The sequence below is a fragment of the Serratia sp. JUb9 genome, assembly GCF_014298095.1.
Lineage (GTDB): Bacteria > Pseudomonadota > Gammaproteobacteria > Enterobacterales > Enterobacteriaceae > Serratia_B > Serratia_B rhizosphaerae.
Genome location: NZ_CP060416.1, coordinates 5,008,690 through 5,030,988, shown reverse-complemented (window position 1 = coordinate 5,030,988; position 22,299 = coordinate 5,008,690). Strand labels below are relative to the sequence as shown.

20 protein-coding genes are annotated in these 22,299 nt (G+C 56.0%); 17 read left to right on the top strand and 3 right to left on the bottom strand.

What is annotated here, in order from left to right:
• Nucleotides 1-2: 2 nt before the first annotated feature.
• Nucleotides 3-422, bottom strand: coding sequence for a D-ribose pyranase (rbsD, locus tag HF675_RS23650; RefSeq protein WP_105233131.1), 420 nt, complete (start codon nt 420-422; stop codon nt 3-5).
• 194 nt (nt 423-616) lie between these two features.
• Nucleotides 617-2,485 carry a low affinity potassium transporter Kup gene (gene kup / locus HF675_RS23645; RefSeq protein ID WP_105233132.1) on the bottom strand — a complete coding sequence of 623 codons (1,869 nt, stop codon included), beginning with the start codon at nt 2,483-2,485 and terminating at the stop codon, nt 617-619.
• Nucleotides 2,486-2,764: 279 nt separating this feature from the next.
• On the opposite strand from kup, the gene ravA reads away from it, so the two are divergent.
• Nucleotides 2,765-4,273: an ATPase RavA gene (ravA, locus tag HF675_RS23640; protein ID WP_105233133.1), complete on the top strand. Its 1,509-nt coding sequence runs from the start codon at nt 2,765-2,767 to the stop codon at nt 4,271-4,273.
• A 2-nt stretch (nt 4,274-4,275) separates the two neighbouring features.
• On the top strand, nt 4,276-5,739 hold the full coding sequence (gene viaA, locus HF675_RS23635) for an ATPase RavA stimulator ViaA (protein WP_187043864.1): 1,464 nt from the start codon (nt 4,276-4,278) through the stop codon (nt 5,737-5,739).
• Nucleotides 5,740-5,746: 7 nt separating this feature from the next.
• Here viaA and asnA read toward each other — a convergent pair whose 3' ends face one another.
• The gene (gene asnA, locus HF675_RS23630) at nt 5,747-6,739 is read right to left on the bottom strand and encodes an aspartate--ammonia ligase (RefSeq protein ID WP_105233135.1); all 993 of its coding nucleotides are present in this window, start codon (nt 6,737-6,739) and stop codon (nt 5,747-5,749) included.
• Between the two features lie 154 nt (nt 6,740-6,893).
• Here asnA and asnC point away from each other — a divergent pair, with 154 nt between their 5' ends.
• The 15 genes from asnC to glmS all read left to right on the top strand — a co-directional run bounded on the left by asnC (nt 6,894) and on the right by glmS (nt 22,237).
• Nucleotides 6,894-7,355, top strand: coding sequence for a transcriptional regulator AsnC (asnC, locus tag HF675_RS23625; protein ID WP_015962426.1), 462 nt, complete (start codon nt 6,894-6,896; stop codon nt 7,353-7,355).
• A gap of 96 nt (nt 7,356-7,451) precedes the next feature.
• On the top strand, nt 7,452-7,892 hold the full coding sequence (gene mioC, locus HF675_RS23620; protein WP_111737985.1) for an FMN-binding protein MioC: 441 nt from the start codon (nt 7,452-7,454) through the stop codon (nt 7,890-7,892).
• A gap of 381 nt (nt 7,893-8,273) precedes the next feature.
• Nucleotides 8,274-10,163, top strand: a complete 1,890-nt coding sequence (gene mnmG / locus HF675_RS23615) for a tRNA uridine-5-carboxymethylaminomethyl(34) synthesis enzyme MnmG (RefSeq protein WP_111737986.1) — start codon at nt 8,274-8,276, stop codon at nt 10,161-10,163.
• Nucleotides 10,164-10,288: 125 nt separating this feature from the next.
• On the top strand, nt 10,289-10,909 hold the full coding sequence (gene rsmG / locus HF675_RS23610) for a 16S rRNA (guanine(527)-N(7))-methyltransferase RsmG (RefSeq protein ID WP_187043863.1): 621 nt from the start codon (nt 10,289-10,291) through the stop codon (nt 10,907-10,909).
• 642 nt (nt 10,910-11,551) lie between these two features.
• Entirely contained in the window at nt 11,552-11,935 is a 384-nt protein-coding gene (gene atpI / locus HF675_RS23605; RefSeq protein ID WP_105233139.1) for a F0F1 ATP synthase subunit I, read from the top strand.
• A 20-nt stretch (nt 11,936-11,955) separates the two neighbouring features.
• On the top strand, nt 11,956-12,735 hold the full coding sequence (atpB, locus tag HF675_RS23600) for a F0F1 ATP synthase subunit A (protein WP_015962431.1): 780 nt from the start codon (nt 11,956-11,958) through the stop codon (nt 12,733-12,735).
• A 50-nt stretch (nt 12,736-12,785) separates the two neighbouring features.
• On the top strand, nt 12,786-13,025 hold the full coding sequence (atpE, locus tag HF675_RS23595; RefSeq protein WP_004093904.1) for a F0F1 ATP synthase subunit C: 240 nt from the start codon (nt 12,786-12,788) through the stop codon (nt 13,023-13,025).
• 59 nt (nt 13,026-13,084) lie between these two features.
• Complete coding sequence (atpF, locus tag HF675_RS23590) at nt 13,085-13,555, top strand: F0F1 ATP synthase subunit B (RefSeq protein WP_015962432.1); 471 nt, start codon at nt 13,085-13,087, stop codon at nt 13,553-13,555.
• Between the two features lie 14 nt (nt 13,556-13,569).
• Complete coding sequence (gene atpH, locus HF675_RS23585) at nt 13,570-14,103, top strand: F0F1 ATP synthase subunit delta (RefSeq protein ID WP_105233140.1); 534 nt, start codon at nt 13,570-13,572, stop codon at nt 14,101-14,103.
• A gap of 12 nt (nt 14,104-14,115) precedes the next feature.
• The gene (gene atpA, locus HF675_RS23580; RefSeq protein ID WP_111737988.1) at nt 14,116-15,657 is read left to right on the top strand and encodes a F0F1 ATP synthase subunit alpha; all 1,542 of its coding nucleotides are present in this window, start codon (nt 14,116-14,118) and stop codon (nt 15,655-15,657) included.
• Nucleotides 15,658-15,714: 57 nt separating this feature from the next.
• Nucleotides 15,715-16,578: a F0F1 ATP synthase subunit gamma gene (gene atpG / locus HF675_RS23575; protein ID WP_105233142.1), complete on the top strand. Its 864-nt coding sequence runs from the start codon at nt 15,715-15,717 to the stop codon at nt 16,576-16,578.
• Nucleotides 16,579-16,734: 156 nt separating this feature from the next.
• On the top strand, nt 16,735-18,117 hold the full coding sequence (gene atpD, locus HF675_RS23570) for a F0F1 ATP synthase subunit beta (protein ID WP_105233143.1): 1,383 nt from the start codon (nt 16,735-16,737) through the stop codon (nt 18,115-18,117).
• A gap of 20 nt (nt 18,118-18,137) precedes the next feature.
• Nucleotides 18,138-18,557, top strand: coding sequence for a F0F1 ATP synthase subunit epsilon (locus tag HF675_RS23565; protein ID WP_004933814.1), 420 nt, complete (start codon nt 18,138-18,140; stop codon nt 18,555-18,557).
• Between the two features lie 279 nt (nt 18,558-18,836).
• The gene (glmU, locus tag HF675_RS23560) at nt 18,837-20,210 is read left to right on the top strand and encodes a bifunctional UDP-N-acetylglucosamine diphosphorylase/glucosamine-1-phosphate N-acetyltransferase GlmU (RefSeq protein WP_105233144.1); all 1,374 of its coding nucleotides are present in this window, start codon (nt 18,837-18,839) and stop codon (nt 20,208-20,210) included.
• Nucleotides 20,211-20,407: 197 nt separating this feature from the next.
• Complete coding sequence (glmS, locus tag HF675_RS23555; RefSeq protein WP_105233145.1) at nt 20,408-22,237, top strand: glutamine--fructose-6-phosphate transaminase (isomerizing); 1,830 nt, start codon at nt 20,408-20,410, stop codon at nt 22,235-22,237.
• The last annotated feature ends 62 nt before the right edge of the window (nt 22,238-22,299 follow it).

Sequence of the window (22,299 nt, the reverse complement as noted above, 5' to 3'; positions counted from 1 at the left end):
CCTCAGAAAGTTACGCCGGCGCACAGGATAATGTTCGCATAGGGCGAACATTCCCCGCTGCGAATCACCGCCCGGCTGTGCCCGGTTTGCGCTTTGAAATCGCCGTGGCTGATATAGCGCACGCTGATGGTATTTCCCTGCTGCTGCCCCAACTGCGTCAGTTGCGCCAACAGAGCGCTATGGAGCGAGGGGTTTTGCGTGACGAGCTCTTCGGCCAACATGGCACTTTCCACCTGCATTTCCTGCGTGACCGCAGTAAACAGCTGTAAAAAAGTCGGCACGCCGGCCATCAGCGCCACATCGATACGCTCAACGCCGGCCGGGATCGGCAAACCGGCGTCACACAGGGTGAGCTGGTCGGTATGGCCGAGACGGGAAACCGCCGCGGAGATGTCGGCATTAAGCAGCACGCCTTTTTTCATTTCTTTCGCTCCACTTATTCTTTACCAGCGAAACGTTTCGCTTGTCGTGGAGTGTAAAAAAACAACAAAGGAAGGCAACCGACATAGCGTGGAAATGTGATCGCTATCGAAACGTTTCGATATCAGCACGGCAACGCAGGTAAAAAAGAAGGGGCGCCGCATGCGACGCCCCCGAGAGAAGAGATAACGGAACCTTATATTTCGACCTGCGTTCCCAGCTCGATAACCCGGTTCGGCGGAATTTCAAACTGATCCGGCGCCCGCAGCGCATTACGGCTGAGCGCAATAAACAGCTTACCGCGCAAGAACAGATACCACGGCCGTTTGCTCAACAGCAGCGATTCATGCGACATAAAGAATGAGGTTTCCATCATACGGCACGGTAAACCCTCCAGGCCGCAGCGGTGGAACACCTCCTCGACGTTCGGCGTTTCTCGCCAGCCGTAGCTGGCGACCACGCGCCAGAAGGTCGGCGACAGCTGCTCAATGGTGACCCGCCGGACATTATGGACGTACGGCGCATCTTCGGTACGCAGCGTCAGCAGCACCACACGCTCATGCAGCACCTTGTTATGTTTGAGGTTGTGCAGCAGCGCAAACGGGATCACGTTGGTGGCGCGCGACATAAACACCGCGGTGCCCGGCACCCGCACCGGCGGCGATTTCTCCAGCGAGGCGATCAGCGCCTCCAGGGAGTTGCCGTGCTCATGCATACGGCGCAGCAGGCGAAAACGTTCGCTCTTCCAGGTGGTCATGACGATAAACATCATCAGGCCGATGGTCAGCGGCAACCAGCCGCCGGAGAACAGCTTCAGCGCGTTGGCAGAGAACATCGGCACATCAATCAGCAACAGAGCTATCAATATGCCCACCGCCAGGAAGCGATTCAGGTGCCAGTTTTTAATCGCCACCGAGGTCACCAGAATGCTGGTCAGCACCATGGTGCCGGTTACCGCAATGCCGTAGGCCGCAGCCAGATTGCTCGAATGTTCAAAGCTGACGATCACCAGCACCACCGAGATATACAGCAGCCAGTTAATCACCGGGATATAGATTTGGCCGGACTCCATTTCCGAGGTATGGATAATGCGCATCGGCGGCAGATAGCCCAGACGCACCGCCTGACGGGTTAAGGAGAAGACGCCGGAGATCACCGCCTGCGAGGCGATCACCGTCGCCAGCGTGGCCAAAATCAGCAGAGGAATCAGCGCCCAGTCCGGCGCCAGCAGAAAGAACGGGTTTTTGATCGCTTCCGGGTTCTTTAACAGCAGCGCGCCCTGGCCAAAATAGTTCAGCACCAGCGACGGCAACACCACGGTGAACCAGGCCAGACGAATAGGGAATTTACCGAAGTGGCCCATATCGGCGTACAGCGCCTCAACGCCGGTAATCGACAGCACCACCGCCCCCAGGGCAAAGAACGACACTTTCTTATATTCGAAGAAGAAGTTCAGCGCCCATTTCGGGTTCAGCGCCTGCAGCACCTCCGGGTTATCGATGATGCTGCGCACGCCGAGCAGCGCCAGGGTCAGGAACCAGATCAGCATTACCGGAGCAAACAGTTTGCCCACGCTGCCGGTACCGTGCTTTTGAATAATAAACAGCAGCGTCAGCACCAGAATCGCCAGCGGAACAATATAGGGATCCAGCGCCGGCGCGGCGATTTCCAGACCTTCGATCGCTGACATCACCGAGATCGCCGGGGTGATCACCACCTCGCCGTAAAAGAAGCTGCCGCCAATCAGGCCGAGTATCACCAGCACCGCCGTGGCGCGCGCCGAGGTATTGCGCCCGGCCAGCGACATCAGCGTCAAGATACCGCCTTCACCGGCGTTGTCCGCCCGCATTACGTAGGTGAGGTATTTCAGCGAGACAATAATGACCAGCATCCAGAAAATCAGCGACAGGAAGCCAAACACCACATCGGGCCGGACATCAAAACCATAATGACCTGAAAAACACTCTCTCAGGGTATAAAGCGGGCTGGTGCCAATATCGCCATACACCACGCCGATAGCCGCCAAGGTTACCGCCGCCAGGGACTGCTTACGTTCTGTGCTCATAATTCGTTTTCTTGATTAGAACAACCGTTAGCGCTGCATCCGCCAAGACGGGCTCCAAGATCCATTACGTCCACTAAAAACCGCACAGTATGCACGAATTCCTTAGGTTGCCTACTCTATAAAATGTCTCAGAAAAACGACAAAGTGTGAGCAAACAATACATTTGATAATAGAAAGTTTTGGCTAATCAACCAGCTATACCATTAAAAATGATGGTGGTTTATCATCGCCCATTCGGACAAGATTGGCTAATTTATCTCGGACAACGCGAAAAATCTTATGGCGTCTTCATCACTACTGGCAGAACGAATTTCCCGGCTCAGCAGCGCGCTTGAGAGCGGCCTTTATGAACGTCAGGAAGCCATCCGGCTCTGCCTGCTGGCGGCGTTAAGCGGCGAAAGCGTATTTCTGCTCGGGCCGCCGGGTATTGCAAAAAGTCTGATCGCCCGCCGCCTCAAATTCGCCTTCCGCCATGCCCGCTCCTTTGAATACCTGATGACCCGCTTCTCCACGCCGGAGGAAGTATTCGGCCCGCTCTCCATTCAGGCGCTCAAAGACGAAGGGCGCTACCAGCGCCTGACCGACGGCTACCTGCCGGAAGCGGAAATCGTGTTCCTCGATGAAATCTGGAAGGCTGGCCCCGCCATTCTCAATACCTTGCTGACCGCGATTAACGAACGCCGCTTCCGCAACGGCAACAGCGAAGAGCCGATACCGCTGCGCCTGCTGGTCGCCGCCTCGAATGAACTGCCGGAGGCCGACAATAGCCTGGAGGCACTGTATGACCGCATGCTGATCCGTCTGTGGCTGGACAAGGTGCAGGATAAGCAGAACTTCCGCTCGCTGCTGACCAACCGGCAAAGTGAAAACCAAAACCCGGTGCCGGAAGCACTGAGCGTCAGCGATGAGGAGTTCCGGCAATGGCAGGCGCAGATCGATAAAATTCAGCTGCCGGAGAACTGCTTTGAACTGATATTCCTGCTGCGCCAGCGGCTGGATGCGCTTGAACAGGCGCCCTATGTTTCCGACCGACGCTGGAAAAAAGCGCTGCGCTTACTGCAGGCCTGCGCCTTCTTCAGCGGCCGCGAAGCCATTGCCCCGATCGATCTGATGCTGCTGAAAGACTGCCTGTGGCACGATCTGGCCTCCATGAAGCTGATGCAGCAACAAATTGACCAACTGCTGAGCGAGCAGGCCTATCAGCAACAGACGTTACTGCTCCAGTTGCAGCAGTTGCATACCCGCTGGATGCAGCACCAACAACAGCAAAGCGATCGCCGGGCCATCAGCCTGGTGAAAAAAGGCGGCATGTTCAGCCGTAAACCGCAATACGCGCTGGGTGAATCACTCGGCAGCGGCACGCTGACGCTGTTGCTGCAAAAGCCGCTGCAGCTGCATGATATTCAGGTTAACCATTTGAGTATCGACAGCAGCACGCTGGAAAGCTGGCTGCAAAAAGGCGGCGAGGTGCGCGCCAAGCTCAACGGCATTGGTTTCGCGCAGCAGATTGATTTAGAGGTGGATGAGCAGCAGCACCTGACCGTGCTGGACGTCAGCCGCCAGCCGTCGCTGCTGGCGCTGCCGGGCAAACAGACCAGCGCCACGCCGCCGGAACTGCTGGAGGAACTGGATACGCTGATGCAGCGGCTGGCGGAACAGCGGCGGTTATTCAGCCAGCATCAGCCCTGCCTGTTCACCCCGGCCGCCGGCCTGGCCAAGATAGAAGCCAGCCTGCTGCAGGTAGCGGAGCAAATTAAACAGCAGCAACAGCAAATGCAGGGCCAGTAACCGTGCTGAACCTGGAGACGCTCAACCTGCTGCTGGCCATTACTGAAGGCGAGCTGATCGAAGATATGATCGTCGCCATGCTGGCTGCGCCGCATCTGTCCGCGTTCTTCAGGAAATTCCCGGCGCTGCGCCGCGCGCTGGATCGCGATCTGCCGCGCTGGAAGCTGCAACTAAAGCAGCGGATCCATGAGGCAATGGTCCCGCCGGCGCTGGCGCAGGAATTCTATCGTTACCAACAGTGCCAATTGGAAAGCAACGCGCAGTTTTATCAAAACCTCAACGATACCCTGGAACTGCTGCGCCAGTTGGTTTCCCCCTTCTATGAACAGGCGCGCAAGCTGGTGGACGCCGCCGATCTGCCCAATCATCCGCTGGATGACAGCTTCCAGACCCTGTTTCTGCAGCGTTGGCGCATCAGCCTGACGCTGCAGGCCACCATGCTGCACCACCAGCTGCTGGAGCAGGAGCGCGAACAGCTGATGGCGGAACTGCAGGAGCGCCTGGCGCTGAGCGGCACGCTGGAGCCGGTGCTGGCGGAGAACGATACCGCCGCCGGCCGGCTGTGGGATATGAGCAAAGGGCAGTTGCAGCGCGGCGACTATCAGCGGCTGGTGGAATACGGCAACTTTCTGCAAACCCAGCCCGAACTGAAGAAACTGGCCCAGCAGTTGGGACGCAGCTACGAGGCAAAAGCCATTCAGCAGCAGGATGCGCAGCCGGAGCCGTACCACGTCATGGTGCGGGTGCCCGCCACACTGCCGGAAGAGGTGAACGGCGTGCATCAAAGCGATGATATTTTACGCCTGCTGCCGCCGGAGCTGGCGACGCTCGGCATTGAGGAACTGGAGTTTGAGTTTTACCGCCGCCTGCTGGAAAAACAGCTACTGAGCTACCGTTTGCAGGGGGATGCCTGGCAGGAGAAGCTGATGATCCGCCAGGTCACTTATCAGCAGCAGGATCAACAGCCGCGCGGGCCGTTTATTGTCTGTGTTGATACCTCCGGCTCAATGGGCGGCTTCAACGAACAGTGCGCCAAGGCGTTTTGTCTGGCGCTGCTGCGCATTGCGCTGGCGGATAACCGCCGCTGCTACATCATGCTGTTCGCCAACCAGATCGTCCATTATGAACTGACCGCCGCCAGCGGTATTGAACAGGCGGTGCGCTTTCTCGGCCAGCATTTCCGCGGCGGCACCGATCTGGCGGCCTGCCTGAGCGCAACGGTGGGGAAAATGGCGGAGAGCGGCTGGTTCGACGCCGACGCGGTGATTATTTCCGACTTTATTGCCCAGCGGCTGCCGGACGAAGTGATTAAAAAGGTGAAACAGCAGCAGCAGAGCCATCAGCAGCGTTTTCATGCGGTGGCAATGTCCGCCTACGGCAAACCCGGCATCATGCGCATCTTCGACCATATCTGGCGCTTTGATACCGGGCTAAAAAGCCGCTTAATGCGCCGCTGGCGGCGCTAACCCGGCGTTACAGCAGGCCTTCCACGCTTTCACGCACTTCCGGCGACCATACGCCGCACTGCACCTGGCCGATATGCGACAGTTGCAGCAGCAGCATCACCAGGCGCGACTGACCAATACCACCGCCGATGGTCTGCGGCATTTCACCTTTCAGCAGCGACTGATGCCACTCCAGCTGCAGGCGATCTTCATCTTCCGTCAGGGCCAGCTGGCGCTGCAATGCGGCGGCGTCAACGCGGATCCCCATTGAAGATAGCTCGAACGCGTCTTCCAGCACCGGGTTCCACACCAGAATATCGCCGTTAAGGCCGGACAGTCCTTCAAAGCTGGTGGTGCTCCAGTCATCATAATCCGGCGCACGCACGTCGTGAGAGCGGCCATGTGACAGCTTGCCGCCGATGCCGATCAGGAATACCGCGCCCAGCTCTTTGGCAATCGCCCGCTCACGCCCTTTAGCGTCCAGTTCGGGGAAACGCTGCAGCAACGCTTCGCTGTGCACGAAGTGAATCTGTTCCGGCAGGAACGGCGCCAGCCCATATTCGCGACTGACCGCCGCTTCCGTTTCCTTGATAGCGCTATAGAGGCTGCGTACGGTGCTTTTCAGGTGATCCAGGTTGCGTTCGCCATCCCCCATCACCCGCTCCCAGTCCCACTGGTCGACATACACCGAGTGGATGGCGCTCAGGCGATCTTCATCCGGACGCAGTGCCTTCATATGGGTATACAGGCCCTCACCGGCGCTGAAATCATGGGCGCCCAGAGTTTTCCGTTTCCATTTAGCCAGGGAATGCACCACTTCAAACGTCGCGTCCGGCAGGGTTTTCACCTTGACCTGCACCGCTTTTTCGCTGCCGGACAGGTTATCCTGCGTACCGTCGCCCAGGCGGCTGAGAATAGGCGCCTGAACCTCAATCAGACCCAGCCGCTGCTCCAGCTGGCGGGAGAAGAACGATTTTACGAAGCTGATTTGTTGTTGTTTTTGGATAAACTGTTTTTTCATTGCCGTATCTCTTAAATCCTGTCTCTGTTGCTGATGATTAAGCAACACAACAGCGCCTCAATTCAATATCCATCAAACAATATTGCGCTTTGACTTTTAATCGTTCATTTTTAAGCGGTGATAATTCAATAAACCATAATTTATGGGGGATAAAATGGCGGAAATTTATCAGATCGATAATCTCGATCGCGGCATTCTCAACGCGCTGATGGCTAACGCGCGTACGCCTTATGCCGAACTGGCAAAAACCTTTGCCGTCAGCCCGGGGACCATTCACGTACGCGTCGAGAAGATGAAGCAGGCCGGCATCATTACCGGCGCCCGGGTCGATGTGAACCCCAAACAGCTGGGCTACGACGTCTGCTGCTTTATCGGCATCATATTAAAGAGCGCCAAAGACTACCCTTCCGCCCTGAGCAAACTGGAAAGCCTGGAAGAAGTGGTCGAGGCCTACTACACCACCGGCCATTACAGCGTGTTTATCAAGGTGATGTGCCGCTCGATCGATGCGCTGCAACAGGTACTTATCAACAAGATCCAAACGATTGACGAAATTCAGTCGACGGAAACGCTGATCTCGCTGCAGAACCCCATTATGCGCACCATCGTCCCGTGACGGATTTTTACTATACCCATATTATCCACAGGTAGATCCCTGGCGATTCACAGCGTACAATGCAGCCTCTTTGCAGCAGGTTGAGATCATTCATTCATGGCAGACATTACTCTGATCAGCGGCAGTACGCTTGGCAGTGCTGAATATGTGGCGGAACATCTGGCCGAAAAACTGGAAGACGCCGGTTTTTCCACCGAGATGCTGCACGGGCCTGAACTGGATGAACTGACGCAGTCCGGACGCTGGCTGGTGGTCACCTCCACCCACGGCGCCGGCGAACTGCCGGATAATCTGCAACCGCTGTGGGATGAGATCTCCGAACGCCAGCCTGATTTATCCGAGGTGCAGTTCGGCGCAGTCGGTCTGGGCAGTTCGGAATACGATACCTTCTGCGGCGCGATCAAACAGATCGACGATCTGTTACAGGCTCGCGGCGCAAAAAGGATCGGCGATCGCCTGGAGATCGACGTGACGCAGCACGACATTCCGGAAGATCCGGCGGAAGAATGGCTGAAAAGTTGGGTTAATTTACTCTGATTCGTTCAAAGATCGTGCGAACGATTGTGTATAACTAAGCTTAAAAGCAGGGTAAAAGCGGTAGTTATCCAAATAACAACTGCCGTATGCTTTTTGTCCTGTGCATAACTAGCCATTTAGATCCCAGCTTATCAGCGTCAGGATCACCGGTCATTCACAGTAAACGATCCTTCCTAATTTCATGATCTCTATCGTGAATACGCGGTTATCCACAGAGGATCGCGATCCTAATAAGAGATCTAATAAAGAGATCTTTAAATAAAAAGATCTTCTTTTAATTACCTGACGATCCGTACCGCTTGGTCGATCGTCTAAACTTGAGTAGAATCCCCCACCCCAGGGCAAACAACGATCGTTCGCAATACGGCGAGGTGCAGTTCCATGTTTTATCCAGAGCAGTTTGACGTCATTATCATCGGCGGCGGCCATGCCGGCACCGAAGCGGCAATGGCCGCGGCAAGAATGGGGCGTCAAACCTTATTACTGACGCACAATATTGATACGCTGGGGCAAATGTCTTGCAACCCGGCGATCGGCGGTATTGGTAAAGGGCATCTGGTTAAGGAAATTGATGCACTGGGCGGCCTGATGGCTACGGCGATCGACCATGCCGGCATTCAGTTTAGGATACTAAACGCCAGCAAAGGCCCTGCGGTACGCGCTACCCGCGCCCAGGCCGACCGCGTGCTCTATCGCCAGGCCGTACGCACTGCCTTGGAGAGCCAGCCCAACCTGATGATCTTCCAGCAGCCGGTAGAAGATCTTATCGTTGAGAACGATCACGTTGTCGGCGCCGTTACGCAAATGGGGCTGAAGTTCCGCGCTAAAGCAGTGGTGCTCACCGTGGGGACATTCCTCGACGGCAAAATTCATATCGGCCTGGAAAACTACAGCGGCGGCCGTGCCGGCGATCCGCCTGCCATTTCACTGTCGCAGCGTCTGCGAGAACTGCCGCTGCGGGTTGACCGTCTGAAAACCGGCACTCCGCCGCGCATTGACGCCCGCACCATTGATTTCAGCGTGCTGGCCGAACAGCACGGCGACACGCCGACGCCGGTATTTTCGTTTATGGGAAATGCCGACCAGCATCCGCGTCAGGTGCCGTGCTATATCACCCATACCAATGAAAAAACCCATGACGTGATCCGCAGCAACCTCGATCGCAGCCCGATGTACGCCGGGATCATCGAAGGGATCGGCCCACGTTACTGTCCGTCGATCGAAGATAAAGTGATGCGCTTTGCCGATCGCAACGCACACCAGATCTTCCTCGAGCCGGAAGGGCTGACCAGCAACGAAATCTACCCGAACGGTATTTCCACCAGTCTGCCGTTCGACGTACAGATGCAGATCGTCCGCTCGATGGAAGGGATGCAAAATGCCCGCATTATTCGTCCGGGTTACGCTATTGAGTATGATTTCTTCGATCCGCGCGATTTGAAACCAACGCTGGAAAGCAAATTTATTCAGGGCCTGTTCTTTGCCGGTCAGATTAACGGCACCACCGGTTACGAAGAAGCCGGTGCGCAGGGGCTGCTGGCCGGTTTGAATGCCGGACGTTACGCCAACGAAGACGAAGGCTGGGCGCCGCGTCGCGATCAGGCCTACCTTGGCGTGCTGGTGGACGATCTGTGCACGCTGGGCACCAAAGAGCCGTACCGCATGTTCACCTCACGGGCGGAATATCGTCTGATGCTGCGTGAAGACAACGCCGATCTGCGTCTGACGGAAAAAGGCCGCGAGCTGGGCCTGGTGGATGATGTCCGCTGGGCTCGCTATAACGACAAACTCGAACAGATCGAGCGCGAACGTCAGCGTCTGCGCGACGTTTGGCTGCACCCGCATTCGGAAAACGTTGAGCAAGTCAACAAACTGCTGAAAACGCCGCTGTCGCGCGAAGCTAATGGTGAAGAACTGCTGCGCCGTCCGGAAATGGATTACGCACTGCTGACCTCGATCGACGCTTTCCAGCCGCCGTTGGCCGATATTCAGGCCGCCGAGCAGGTGGAAATTCAGGTGAAATACGAAGGCTATATCGCCCGTCAGCAGGAAGAGATCGAGCGCCAGCAGCGCAACGAGAACACCTTGCTGCCGCTTGACCTGGACTACCATCAGGTTTCCGGGCTGTCGAACGAAGTCATCGCCAAGCTCAACGATCACAAACCTACCTCCATCGGACAGGCATCGCGCATCTCGGGGATTACTCCTGCGGCGATCTCTATTCTGCTGGTGTGGTTGAAGAAGCAAGGCCTGCTGCGCCGCAGCGCATAAATCTGCATTTTCGGCGGCCGATTGCCCAATGGATAGGCAATCGGCCGCTGACATCATTTTCAGCCTGAATTATCATAGCCCTTCGCCATCTTCGGCGGATTTCGCGTTGGTCAGAGGACTCCATTGTGGACAAAAAGTTAGACTCGCTGCTGGCTGCAGCCGGTATTTCGCTTCCCGATCGTCAAAAACAGCAGTTGCTGGGCTATGTCGGCATGCTGGATAAGTGGAACAAGGCGTACAATCTGACCTCTGTGCGCGATCCGCAGCAAATGCTGGTCCGCCATATTCTCGATAGCATCGTGGTTAACCCGCACCTTGAAGGCTCACGCTTTATTGATGTCGGCACTGGCCCAGGTCTGCCCGGCATTCCGCTGGCCATTGTGCGTCCGGATGCGCATTTTACGCTGCTCGACAGCCTGGGTAAGCGGGTGCGTTTTCTGCGGCAGGTACAGCACGAGCTGGGGCTGACCAATATCGAGCCGGTACAGAGCCGGGTGGAAGAATTCCCGGCCGAGCCGCCGTTTGACGGCGTAATCAGTCGCGCATTCGCCTCACTGCAGGATATGCTGACCTGGTGCCGCCATCTGCCGGCGCAAGGGCAGGGGCGCTTTTATGCGCTGAAGGGCGTCCGTCCTGACGAAGAGCTGGATGCATTGCCAGAGGGTATTGCGCTTGAAGAGGTGGTGCGTTTGCAGGTGCCGGAATTGGAAGGCGAACGTCATCTGGTGGTGCTTAAGGCAAACTGAGTTTGTTTTTGATCAAACAGACGGCAGATTGAACCTTGCTACATATGTAAAAATAAGCAGACTAATTAACTGGCCGCTTTTTTTAGTTAATTTACTTTTTTTTAACACAAAGGCAGCAGTTAATTAGCGAAAATACCCTAATTACGTGTAGTAATTGTCACGTTAGCAATTATGTGAATAAGATCGCCTTTTGCTGCTGTTGTTAACGCGTAATAACAATATTCTTTCTGTGGATGTCAACGAAAGGTTTTTAGCGGGTATAAAGATTGTTTTTGAACGGTTAAATTATACTATTTTGATTTATAAAGCATTTTTATCGCCCTAATCGCTAAAGACGTTTTATGCGCACATGGGTTATAAATCGAACGTTAGCCCTATTGTTGTGATCAATTGCACGTTTTAGTGTGCAACAGAGGAATAATCGGACAATAAAATCGAGGTATTATTCCGCCTATTTTCTTGCGAAAATAGTCTGAATTTGGTGAATTTAAATAATTGTTCACCTTTTCGCTACTTATCGATTGAATTCGTTGAAGTGACCCGTATAATTTGCTCGTTTTTTGCTGCTTGACTCTATGCAGCAAAGACAGTGTCATACGTCACTCAGCATACCCCCTTAGGGGTACGGAGAGAACAAACGTCATGTCTGTGTCCCTTTACAGCGGGAAAGTCGCACGCAAACTGCTGTTTTTGCAGTTTATGACTTTTGTTCTGATCAGCGCCGCCTTCGGTTTCAAGGGGCTGGCGTGGGGCGTTTCGGCGTTGGCAGGCGGACTTGCCGCCTGGCTGCCAAGCGTCATGTTTATGCTGTTTGCCTTGCGCCACCAGGCGCAGACGCCGGCGCCCGGTCGGGTTGCCTGGTCGTTCGCCATTGGCGAGGGGCTAAAGGTCGTGATCACCATCTTTTTGCTGATCGTGGCGCTTGGGGTGTTCAAAGCGGAATTTATGCCGCTTGGCCTGACCTATTTAGCGGTGTTAGTGGTGCAGATAGTGGCACCAGCCGTGATTAACAGTTACCGAACTTAACTAAAAGGGTAAGAGGCATCATGTCTGCAGGAGAAGTCTTGACTCCACAGGAGTATATCGGTCACCACCTGACGCAGCTTCAGGTCGGGACGGGGTTCTGGTCGATTAACATCGACTCGATGTTTTTCTCCGTCGTCCTCGGGGCGCTCTTCCTGGTGATCTTCCGCAAAGTGGCCAAAAACGCCACCAGCGGTGTGCCGGGTAAACTGCAAACCGCAGTGGAACTGGTGGTTGGGTTCGTCGACAGCAGCGTGCGCGACATGTATCACGGCAAGAGCAAGGTGATTGCTCCGCTGGCGTTGACCGTGTTCGTCTGGGTCTTCCTGATGAACCTGATGGATTTGCTGCCTATCGATTTCCTGCCGTATATCGGCGAACACGTTCTCGGCCTGCCTGCGCTGCGCGTAGTGCCTACCGCCGATGTCAACGTGACGCTGTCTATGGCGCTGGGCGTGTTTATCCTGATTCTGTTCTACAGCATCAAAATGAAAGGCGTTGGTGGGTTCGTTAAAGAGTTGACCATGCAGCCGTTCAACCACCCTGTATTCATTCCGATTAACCTGATTCTTGAAGGTGTCAGCCTGCTGTCCAAGCCTGTTTCACTGGGCCTGCGACTGTTTGGCAACATGTATGCGGGTGAGTTGATCTTCATCCTGATTGCCGGCCTGTTGCCGTGGTGGTCACAGTGGGTCCTGAGCTTGCCTTGGGCTATCTTCCACATCCTGATTATTACGCTTCAAGCCTTTATTTTCATGGTTCTGACGATCGTCTATCTGTCGATGGCGTCTGAAGAGCACTGATTTTTCCTAAAACACTTGCATTTATAAACTGAAACAAACTGGAGACTGTCATGGAAAACCTGAGTATGGATCTGCTGTACATGGCTGCCGCTGTGATGATGGGCTTAGCGGCAATCGGTGCTGCGATCGGTATCGGCATCCTGGGTGGTAAATTCTTGGAAGGTGCAGCGCGTCAGCCTGACCTGATTCCTCTGCTGCGTACACAGTTCTTTATCGTTATGGGTCTGGTTGACGCCATCCCGATGATCGCTGTTGGTCTGGGTCTGTACGTGATGTTCGCCGTCGCGTAAGCAGAGAAACGCTCTGCCGACTTACCCACACTCATTAACTTTAAAAGAGGCATTGTGCTGTGAATCTTAACGCAACAATCCTCGGCCAGGCCATCGCGTTCGTCCTGTTTGTCTGGTTCTGCATGAAGTATGTATGGCCGCCAATTATGGCTGCCATCGAGAAGCGTCAGAAAGAAATTGCTGACGGTCTCGCTTCTGCAGAGCGTGCCAAAAAAGATTTGGACTTGGCGCAAGCCAATGCGAGCGACCAGCTGAAAACTGCTAAAGCAGAAGCTCAGGTGATCATTGAGCAAGCGAACAAGCGCAAAGCTCAGATCATGGATGAAGCGAAAGCCGAAGCCGAGCAGGAACGTAACAAAATCGTGGCGCAGGCTCAGGCTGAGATCGAAGCTGAACGTAAGCGCGCTCGTGAAGAGTTGCGTAAGCAAGTCGCGATGCTGGCTATCGCCGGCGCCGAGAAGATCATCGAACGTTCCGTGGATGAAGCTGCTAACAGCGACATCGTTGATAAACTGGTCGCTGAACTGTAAGGAGGGAGGGGCTGATGTCTGAATTTGTTACTGTAGCTCGCCCCTACGCCAAAGCAGCTTTTGACTTTGCCGTTGAGCACCAAAGCGTAGAACGCTGGCAGCAGATGCTGGCGTTTGCTGCTGAAGTCACTCGCAACGAACAGATTTCCGAACTGCTGTCCGGCGCTGTTGCACCGGAAACGCTGTCGAATACGTTCACCGCGGTTTGTGGCGATCAACTCGACGAAAATGGCCAAAACCTTATTCGCGTTATGGCCGAAAATGGGCGTTTACTGGCGCTTCCTGACGTAGTGCAGCAGTTCGTTGAACTGCGCGCCGCGCTGGAATCCACCGTCGAAGTCGAGGTGCTCTCTTCAAGCGCACTGAATGACGAACAGCAGGCCAAGATTGCCGCTGCGATGGAAAAACGTCTGTCACGCAAAGTTAAGCTGAATTGCAAAATTGACAAGTCTGTACTGGCCGGCGTGGTTATCCGCGCAGGCGACATGGTGATCGATGGCAGCGTACGCGGCCGTCTTGAACGCCTGGCAGACGTCTTGCAGTCTTAAGGGGACTGGAGCATGCAACTGAATTCCACCGAAATCAGCGAACTGATCAAGCAGCGCATTGCTCAGTTCAATGTAGTGAGCGAAGCTCACAATGAAGGTACTATCGTTTCCGTCAGCGACGGAATCATCCGCGTACACGGCCTGGCCGATGTTATGCAGGGCGAGATGATCGCACTGCCAGGCAACCGTTACGCAATCGCATTGAACCTGGAGCGCGACTCCGTAGGTGCCGTCGTCATGGGTCCGTATGCGGACCTGGCTGAAGGCATGAAGGTAAAATGCACCGGCCGTATCCTGGAAGTTCCAGTCGGCCGCGGCCTGCTGGGCCGCGTGGTTAACACCCTGGGCGCGCCTATCGACGGCAAGGGCCCGGTTGAGCACGACGGTTTCTCCCCGGTTGAGACCATTGCACCGGGCGTTATCGACCGTCAGTCGGTCGACCAGCCGGTACAGACCGGTTATAAATCCGTTGATGCCATGATTCCAATCGGCCGTGGTCAGCGTGAGCTGGTGATCGGTGACCGTCAGACCGGTAAAACCGCGCTGGCGATCGATGCGATCATCAACCAACGCGATTCCGGCATTAAGTGCGTCTACGTGGCTATCGGCCAGAAAGCGTCCACCATTTCTAACGTGGTGCGTAAACTGGAAGAACACGGCGCGCTGGCCAACACCATCGTTGTGGTGGCTACCGCTTCTGAATCCGCTGCACTGCAATACCTGGCGCCATATGCCGGTTGCGCAATGGGCGAATACTTCCGTGACCGCGGTGAAGATGCGCTGATCGTATACGATGACCTGTCCAAACAGGCCGTTGCCTACCGTCAGATCTCCCTGCTGCTGCGTCGTCCGCCAGGTCGTGAAGCATACCCAGGTGACGTATTCTACCTGCACTCCCGTTTGCTGGAGCGTGCAGCGCGCGTTAGCGCCGACTATGTTGAAGCTTTCACCAAGGGTGAAGTGAAAGGCCAGACCGGTTCTCTGACCGCGCTGCCGATCATCGAAACCCAGGCGGGTGACGTTTCCGCGTTCGTTCCGACCAACGTAATCTCGATTACCGATGGTCAGATCTTCCTGGAATCCAACCTGTTCAACTCCGGTATTCGTCCGGCAGTTAACCCGGGTATCTCCGTATCCCGTGTTGGTGGTGCAGCGCAGACCAAGATCATGAAGAAACTGTCCGGCGGCATCCGTACCGCGCTGGCGCAGTATCGTGAACTGGCGGCATTCTCTCAGTTCGCTTCCGATCTGGATGATGCAACCCGCAAGCAGCTGAACCACGGCCAGAAAGTGACTGAACTGCTGAAGCAGAAACAGTACGCGCCAATGTCCGTCGCACAACAGTCTCTGGTGCTGTACGCTGCAGAACGCGGCTACCTGGAAGACGTTGAAGTCGCCAAGGTCGTGAGCTTCGAAGCTGCACTGGTTGCTTACGCGGATCGCGAACACGCCGAGCTGCTGAACCACATCAACCAAACTGGTAATTTCAACGATGAGATCGAGGGCAAACTGAAAAACGTCCTCGAAACCTTCAAGAAAACCCAGTCCTGGTAACGCGCAGCGGCCTGCAGTTGAAAGACAGCAGGCCGCTGGCAATGAGGAGAAGCAGAGATGGCCGGCGCAAAAGAGATACGTAGTAAGATCGGCAGCGTGCAAAACACGCAGAAGATCACTAAAGCGATGGAGATGGTCGCCGCCTCCAAAATGCGTAAATCGCAGGATCGCATGGCGGCCAGCCGTCCTTATGCAGAGACCATGCGCAAAGTGATTGGTCACCTTGCGTTGGGGAATCTGGAATATAAACACCCGTACCTGGAAGAGCGTGATGTTAAGCGCGTCGGGTATCTGGTGGTGTCGACTGACCGTGGTCTCTGCGGCGGCTTGAACATCAACCTGTTCAAAAAGCTGCTGGCGGAGATGAAAGGCTGGTCCGAAAAAGGCGTTGAAACTGATTTGGCGCTGATTGGCTCTAAAGCCGTTTCTTTCTTTGGTTCCGTGGGCGGCAACGTGGTTGCCCAGGTGACCGGCATGGGGGATAAACCTTCCCTGTCGGATCTGATCGGGCCGGTGAAAGTGATGCTGCAGGCCTACGACGAAGGTCGTTTGGACAAGCTGTACATTGTCAGCAACAAATTTGTTAATACGATGTCCCAGGAGCCGCAGGTTCTTCAGTTGCTGCCGCTGCCGCCTGCCGATGACGGCGAGCTGAAGAAGACAGCCTGGGATTACCTGTATGAACCCGATCCAAAAGTGCTGCTTGATACCTTGCTGCGCCGCTATGTGGAATCGCAAGTTTATCAGGGCGTCGTGGAAAACCTGGCCAGTGAGCAGGCCGCGCGAATGGTAGCGATGAAAGCCGCGACCGATAACGGCGGTAGCCTGATCAAAGAGCTGCAGTTGGTATACAACAAGGCACGTCAGGCCAGCATCACTCAGGAACTCACCGAAATCGTTTCGGGAGCCTCCGCGGTTTAACCAGGTTATTACCCTAAGTAGTTCAGATTGCAGGAAGGCGGCAACTGAGCGAGTCCCCAGGCGCTTACTTGAGTAAGCAACTGGGAGGAAAGAAAGCCGTCAACGCATCTGCAGTTTGAAATACGACGGGTAAACGAATTACGTAGAGGATTCAAGATGGCTACTGGAAAGATTATCCAGGTAATCGGCGCCGTGGTGGACGTCGAGTTCCCTCAGGATGCCGTACCAAAAGTGTACGATGCCCTTGAGGTAGAAAACGGTAACGAAAAACTGGTGCTGGAAGTTCAGCAGCAGCTGGGCGGCGGCGTTGTACGCTGTATCGCCATGGGTACTTCCGACGGTCTGCGTCGCGGTCTGAAAGTTAACGACCTGCAGCACCCGATCGAAGTACCAGTAGGTAAAGCAACGCTGGGTCGTATCATGAACGTATTGGGTCAGCCAATCGACATGAAAGGCGACATCGGCGAAGAAGAGCGTTGGGCGATTCACCGCGCGGCGCCAAGCTACGAAGAACTGTCCAGCTCTCAGGATCTGCTGGAAACCGGTATCAAGGTAATGGACCTGATCTGCCCGTTCGCCAAGGGTGGTAAAGTTGGTCTGTTCGGTGGTGCGGGCGTAGGTAAAACCGTAAACATGATGGAGCTGATCCGTAACATCGCGATCGAGCACTCCGGTTACTCTGTGTTTGCGGGCGTGGGTGAGCGTACTCGTGAGGGTAACGACTTCTACCACGAAATGACCGACTCCAACGTACTGGACAAAGTTTCCCTGGTTTACGGCCAGATGAACGAGCCGCCGGGTAACCGTCTGCGCGTTGCACTGACCGGCCTGACCATGGCGGAAAAATTCCGTGATGAAGGCCGTGACGTTCTGCTGTTCGTGGATAACATCTACCGTTACACCCTGGCGGGTACCGAAGTGTCCGCACTGCTCGGCCGTATGCCATCCGCGGTAGGTTATCAGCCAACGCTGGCGGAAGAGATGGGCGTTCTGCAGGAACGTATCACCTCGACCAAGACCGGTTCTATCACCTCCGTACAGGCCGTTTACGTCCCTGCGGATGACTTGACTGACCCGTCTCCAGCCACCACCTTTGCGCACTTGGACGCAACCGTGGTACTGAGCCGTAACATCGCTTCCCTGGGTATCTACCCGGCCGTTGACCCGCTGGATTCCACCAGCCGTCAGCTGGACCCGCTGGTTGTGGGTCAGGAACACTACGACGTTGCGCGTGGCGTGCAGTCTATCCTGCAGCGCTACCAGGAACTGAAGGACATCATCGCGATTCTGGGTATGGACGAACTGTCTGAAGAAGACAAACTGGTCGTATCCCGCGCGCGTAAAATCCAGCGCTTCCTGTCTCAGCCGTTCTTCGTGGCAGAAGTCTTCACCGGCGCGCCGGGCAAGTTCGTATCGCTGAAAGATACCATCCGTGGTTTCAAAGGCATTATGGACGGCGACTACGACCACCTGCCGGAGCAGGCGTTCTACATGGTTGGCACCATTGAAGAAGCAGTGGAAAAAGCCAAGAAACTGTAACGCCTTGAGAGGAGGGTGATATGGCTATGACTTACCATCTGGATGTTGTCAGCGCGGAAAAACAGATGTTTTCCGGCCTGGTGCAGAAGATCCAGGTGACAGGCAGCGAAGGCGAACTGGGTATTTTCCCGGGGCATGCGCCGCTGCTGACTGCCATCAAGCCTGGCATGGTGCGTATTGTTAAACAGCACGGTGAAGAAGAGTTCATCTACCTGTCTGGCGGTATCCTTGAGGTACAGCCAAGCGTGGTGACCGTGCTGGCGGACACTGCCATCCGTGGAACGGACCTCGATGAAGCCAGAGCGCTGGAAGCCAAGCGCAAAGCTGAAGAGCATATCCGTAGCTCTCATGGTGATGTCGACTATGCTCAGGCATCCGCTGAGCTGGCGAAGGCGATCGCGAAACTGCGCGTTATCGAACTCACCAGAAAAGCGATGTAAGCAATACCGAAATAAGAAAGCGACCCAATGCGGTCGCTTTTTTTTTGCATTAAAATAAGCGTTTGACCCTGCTTATCGTTGCGGCGTATTCGAGCAGGCGGCGGCGGTATTGTGTCTCCGAACGCCGACAGTTTGCCAGCTGTGGAATCGGATTGCGCCGAATGACGGCGCGCCTAGAGCCACGCGGCTTAGCTCGGCTTCGTGCAGAGAAATATGTAGTAATTTCGATGCTAAACGGTTTTACTTTCGTCTATTAAAATTGGAGTTATCAGGTTGCTTATGTCGAACAGCGCAATGAGTGTAGTGATCCTCGCCGCGGGCAAGGGAACGCGTATGTATTCCGACCTGCCCAAGGTTTTGCATCCGCTGGCGGGTAAACCGATGGTGCAGCACGTTATTGATGCCGCGATGAAGCTGGGGGCGAAGAATGTCCACCTGGTTTATGGTCATGGCGGTGAACTGCTGCAAAGCACGCTGAATAACGCAGAGCTGAACTGGGTGCTGCAGGCTGAGCAACTGGGCACCGGCCATGCGATGCAGCAGGCGGCGCCGCACTTTGCCGATGATGAAGACGTGCTGATGCTGTACGGCGACGTACCGCTGATCTCCGTCGAGACGCTGACGCGTCTGCTGGCGGCCAAGCCGCAGGGCGGCATTGGCCTGCTGACCGTCAAGCTGAACGACCCGACCGGCTATGGCCGCATCGTGCGTGAACAGGACGACGTGGTCGGCATTGTTGAACATAAGGACGCCAGCGAACAGCAGCGTCAGATTAACGAGATCAATACCGGTATTCTGGTGGCCAACGGCGGCGATCTGAAACGCTGGTTAGGCATGCTGAGCAACGATAACGCGCAGGGTGAATATTACATCACGGATATCATCGCGCTGGCTCATGCCGACGGTAAGAAAATCGAAGCGGTGCATCCTGATCGCCTGAGCGAAGTTGAGGGCGTGAACAACCGCCTGCAGCTGGCGACGCTTGAGCGCATCTACCAGGCCGAACAGGCGGAAAAACTGCTGCTGGCCGGCGTGATGTTGCTGGACCCGGCGCGTTTCGACCTGCGCGGCGAGCTGACGCACGGGCGCGACGTGCTGATTGACGCCAATGTCATCGTTGAAGGGCAGGTACAGCTGGGCAACCGGGTGAAAATCGGCGCCGGCTGCGTGCTGAAAAACTGCGTGATCGGCGATGACTGCGAAATAAGCCCTTACAGCGTGGTCGAAGACGCGGTATTGGCGGCTGATTGCACCGTCGGTCCGTTTGCCCGACTGCGTCCCGGCGCGGAACTGGCGCAAGGCGCGCACGTTGGCAACTTTGTCGAGATGAAAAAGGCGCGCCTGGGCGTGGGCTCCAAGGCGGGGCACCTCAGCTATCTGGGCGATGCGGTGATTGGCGACGACGTGAATATCGGCGCCGGCACCATTACCTGCAACTACGACGGCGCCAACAAGCATCAAACCATTATCGGCGACGGGGTGTTTGTCGGTTCCGATACGCAGCTGGTGGCGCCGGTCACGGTGGCCAAAGGGGCGACGATTGCCGCCGGCACCACGGTCACGCGCAACATTGCGGAAGATGAGCTGGTGCTGAGCCGGGTGAAGCAGGTGCACATCCAGGGCTGGCAGCGTCCGACCAAAGCGAAAAAGTAAAAATAAGGATGGCCGTTATGCGGCCATCCTGTGTTTTGCACTGCCTTTTCGCGGCAGAAGGCAGCGCAAAACATATAAGTCCTCTTCAGAGGATCATCCCCATTCTCTACAAGGCTCGGGGCGCACGGTAATAACCGGCAAAAAATCAGGTCAGGCATCGAAGCGTCCGAAAAGACGCTTAATTAGGAATAGAATCCATGTGTGGAATTGTAGGCGCAGTAGCGCAACGTGATATTGCAGAGATCCTGTTGGAAGGCTTACGCCGTCTTGAATACCGTGGTTATGACTCGGCCGGGCTGGCGGTCGTCGACGCCGAGGGCCACCTTAACCGCGTGCGTCGCGTAGGTAAAGTCAACGCGCTGGCGGAAGCGGTAGAGCAGCAACCTTTGCACGGCGGCACCGGCATCGCGCACACCCGTTGGGCGACCCACGGCGAACCGACCGAAGCTAATGCTCACCCGCACGTTTCTGATTACATTTCCGTGGTGCATAACGGCATCATTGAAAATCACGAGCCGTTGCGCGAGCTGTTGATTGAGCGCGGCTACCGCTTTGCGTCTGAAACCGATACCGAGGTGATCGCGCATCTGGTGCACTGGGAGCAGCTGCAGGGCGGCACGCTGCTGGAAGTGGTCAAGCGTGTGATCCCTCAGCTGCGCGGCGCTTACGGCACCGTGGTGATGGACAGCCGCGACCCAAGCGTGCTGGTGGCCGCCCGTTCCGGCAGCCCGCTGGTGATTGGCCGCGGCGTCGGCGAGAACTTTATCGCCTCCGATCAGCTGGCGCTGCTGCCGGTGACCCGTCGCTTCATCTTCCTGGAAGAGGGTGACGTGGTGGAAGTTACCCGCCGCACCGTGGCGATTTTTGACCAGCAGGGCAACCCGGTCGAGCGCGAGGAAATCGAGTCGCAGGTGCAGTACGACGCCGGTGACAAGGGCGCTTACCGCCACTACATGCAAAAAGAGATCTTCGAACAGCCGTTGGCGCTGAAAAACACCCTGGAGGGGCGCTTCAGCAACGGCCAGATCAACCTGAGCGAACTGGGCCCGCAGAGCGAAGCGCTGCTGGCGCAGGTGCAGCACGTGCAGATCATCGCCTGCGGCACCTCCTATCACTCCGGGATGGTGGCGCGTTACTGGTTTGAAGCGCTGGCCGGCGTGCCGTGCGACGTAGAGATCGCGTCCGAATTCCGTTACCGCAAATCGGCGGTGCGCCCGGGCAGCCTGATTATCACCCTGTCGCAGTCCGGCGAAACCGCAGATACCCTGGCGGCGCTGCGCCTGTCCAAACAGCTGGGCTACCTGGCGTCGCTGGCGGTGTGCAACGTGGCCGGCTCGTCGCTGGTGCGTGAATCCGATATGGCGCTGATGACCAAGGCCGGCACCGAAATCGGCGTGGCGTCCACCAAGGCCTTTACCACTCAGTTAACCGTGCTGCTGATGCTGGTGGCGCGTCTGGGCCGCCTGAAAGGCATGGCGGAAAGCGTCGAGCACGATATCGTGCACGGCCTGCAGGCGCTGCCTGCGCGCATTGAACAGATGCTGTCGCTGGATAAAAACATCGAGGCGCTGGCGGAAGGCTTCTCCGATAAGCATCATGCGCTGTTCCTCGGCCGCGGCGATCAGTACCCGATCGCCATGGAAGGGGCGCTGAAGCTGAAGGAGATCTCCTATATTCACGCCGAGGCCTATGCGGCCGGTGAGCTGAAGCACGGCCCGCTGGCGCTGATTGACGCCGATATGCCGGTGATCGTGGTGGCGCCGAACAACGAGCTGCTGGAAAAACTGAAATCCAACATTGAAGAGGTGCGCGCGCGCGGCGGTCAGCTGTACGTGTTCGCAGATCAGGACGCCGGTTTCGTCAGCAGCGAAGGGATGACCATTATCCCGCTGCCGCACGTGGAAGAGATCGTTGCGCCGATCTTCTACACCGTGCCGCTGCAGCTGCTGTCTTATCACGTGGCGCTGATTAAAGGCACCGACGTCGATCAGCCGCGTAACCTGGCGAAGTCGGTAACCGTCGAGTAAAACCGCTGCTTTTTTGCTGATTAATCCGGCGTGCTGTGTAAACGGCGCGCCGGATTTTTTAT

Coding starts and splice junctions, on each gene's coding strand:
- rbsD (WP_105233131.1), bottom strand. CDS start 422: ATGAAAAAAGGCGTGCTGCTTAATGCCGACATCTCCGCGGCGGTTTCC.
- kup (WP_105233132.1), bottom strand. CDS start 2,485: ATGAGCACAGAACGTAAGCAGTCCCTGGCGGCGGTAACCTTGGCGGCT.
- ravA (WP_105233133.1), top strand. CDS start 2,765: ATGGCGTCTTCATCACTACTGGCAGAACGAATTTCCCGGCTCAGCAGC.
- asnA (WP_105233135.1), bottom strand. CDS start 6,739: ATGAAAAAACAGTTTATCCAAAAACAACAACAAATCAGCTTCGTAAAA.
- asnC (WP_015962426.1), top strand. CDS start 6,894: ATGGCGGAAATTTATCAGATCGATAATCTCGATCGCGGCATTCTCAAC.
- mioC (WP_111737985.1), top strand. CDS start 7,452: ATGGCAGACATTACTCTGATCAGCGGCAGTACGCTTGGCAGTGCTGAA.
- mnmG (WP_111737986.1), top strand. CDS start 8,274: ATGTTTTATCCAGAGCAGTTTGACGTCATTATCATCGGCGGCGGCCAT.
- atpI (WP_105233139.1), top strand. CDS start 11,552: ATGTCTGTGTCCCTTTACAGCGGGAAAGTCGCACGCAAACTGCTGTTT.
- atpB (WP_015962431.1), top strand. CDS start 11,956: ATGTCTGCAGGAGAAGTCTTGACTCCACAGGAGTATATCGGTCACCAC.
- atpE (WP_004093904.1), top strand. CDS start 12,786: ATGGAAAACCTGAGTATGGATCTGCTGTACATGGCTGCCGCTGTGATG.
- atpH (WP_105233140.1), top strand. CDS start 13,570: ATGTCTGAATTTGTTACTGTAGCTCGCCCCTACGCCAAAGCAGCTTTT.
- atpA (WP_111737988.1), top strand. CDS start 14,116: ATGCAACTGAATTCCACCGAAATCAGCGAACTGATCAAGCAGCGCATT.
- atpG (WP_105233142.1), top strand. CDS start 15,715: ATGGCCGGCGCAAAAGAGATACGTAGTAAGATCGGCAGCGTGCAAAAC.
- atpD (WP_105233143.1), top strand. CDS start 16,735: ATGGCTACTGGAAAGATTATCCAGGTAATCGGCGCCGTGGTGGACGTC.
- HF675_RS23565 (WP_004933814.1), top strand. CDS start 18,138: ATGGCTATGACTTACCATCTGGATGTTGTCAGCGCGGAAAAACAGATG.
- glmU (WP_105233144.1), top strand. CDS start 18,837: ATGTCGAACAGCGCAATGAGTGTAGTGATCCTCGCCGCGGGCAAGGGA.
- glmS (WP_105233145.1), top strand. CDS start 20,408: ATGTGTGGAATTGTAGGCGCAGTAGCGCAACGTGATATTGCAGAGATC.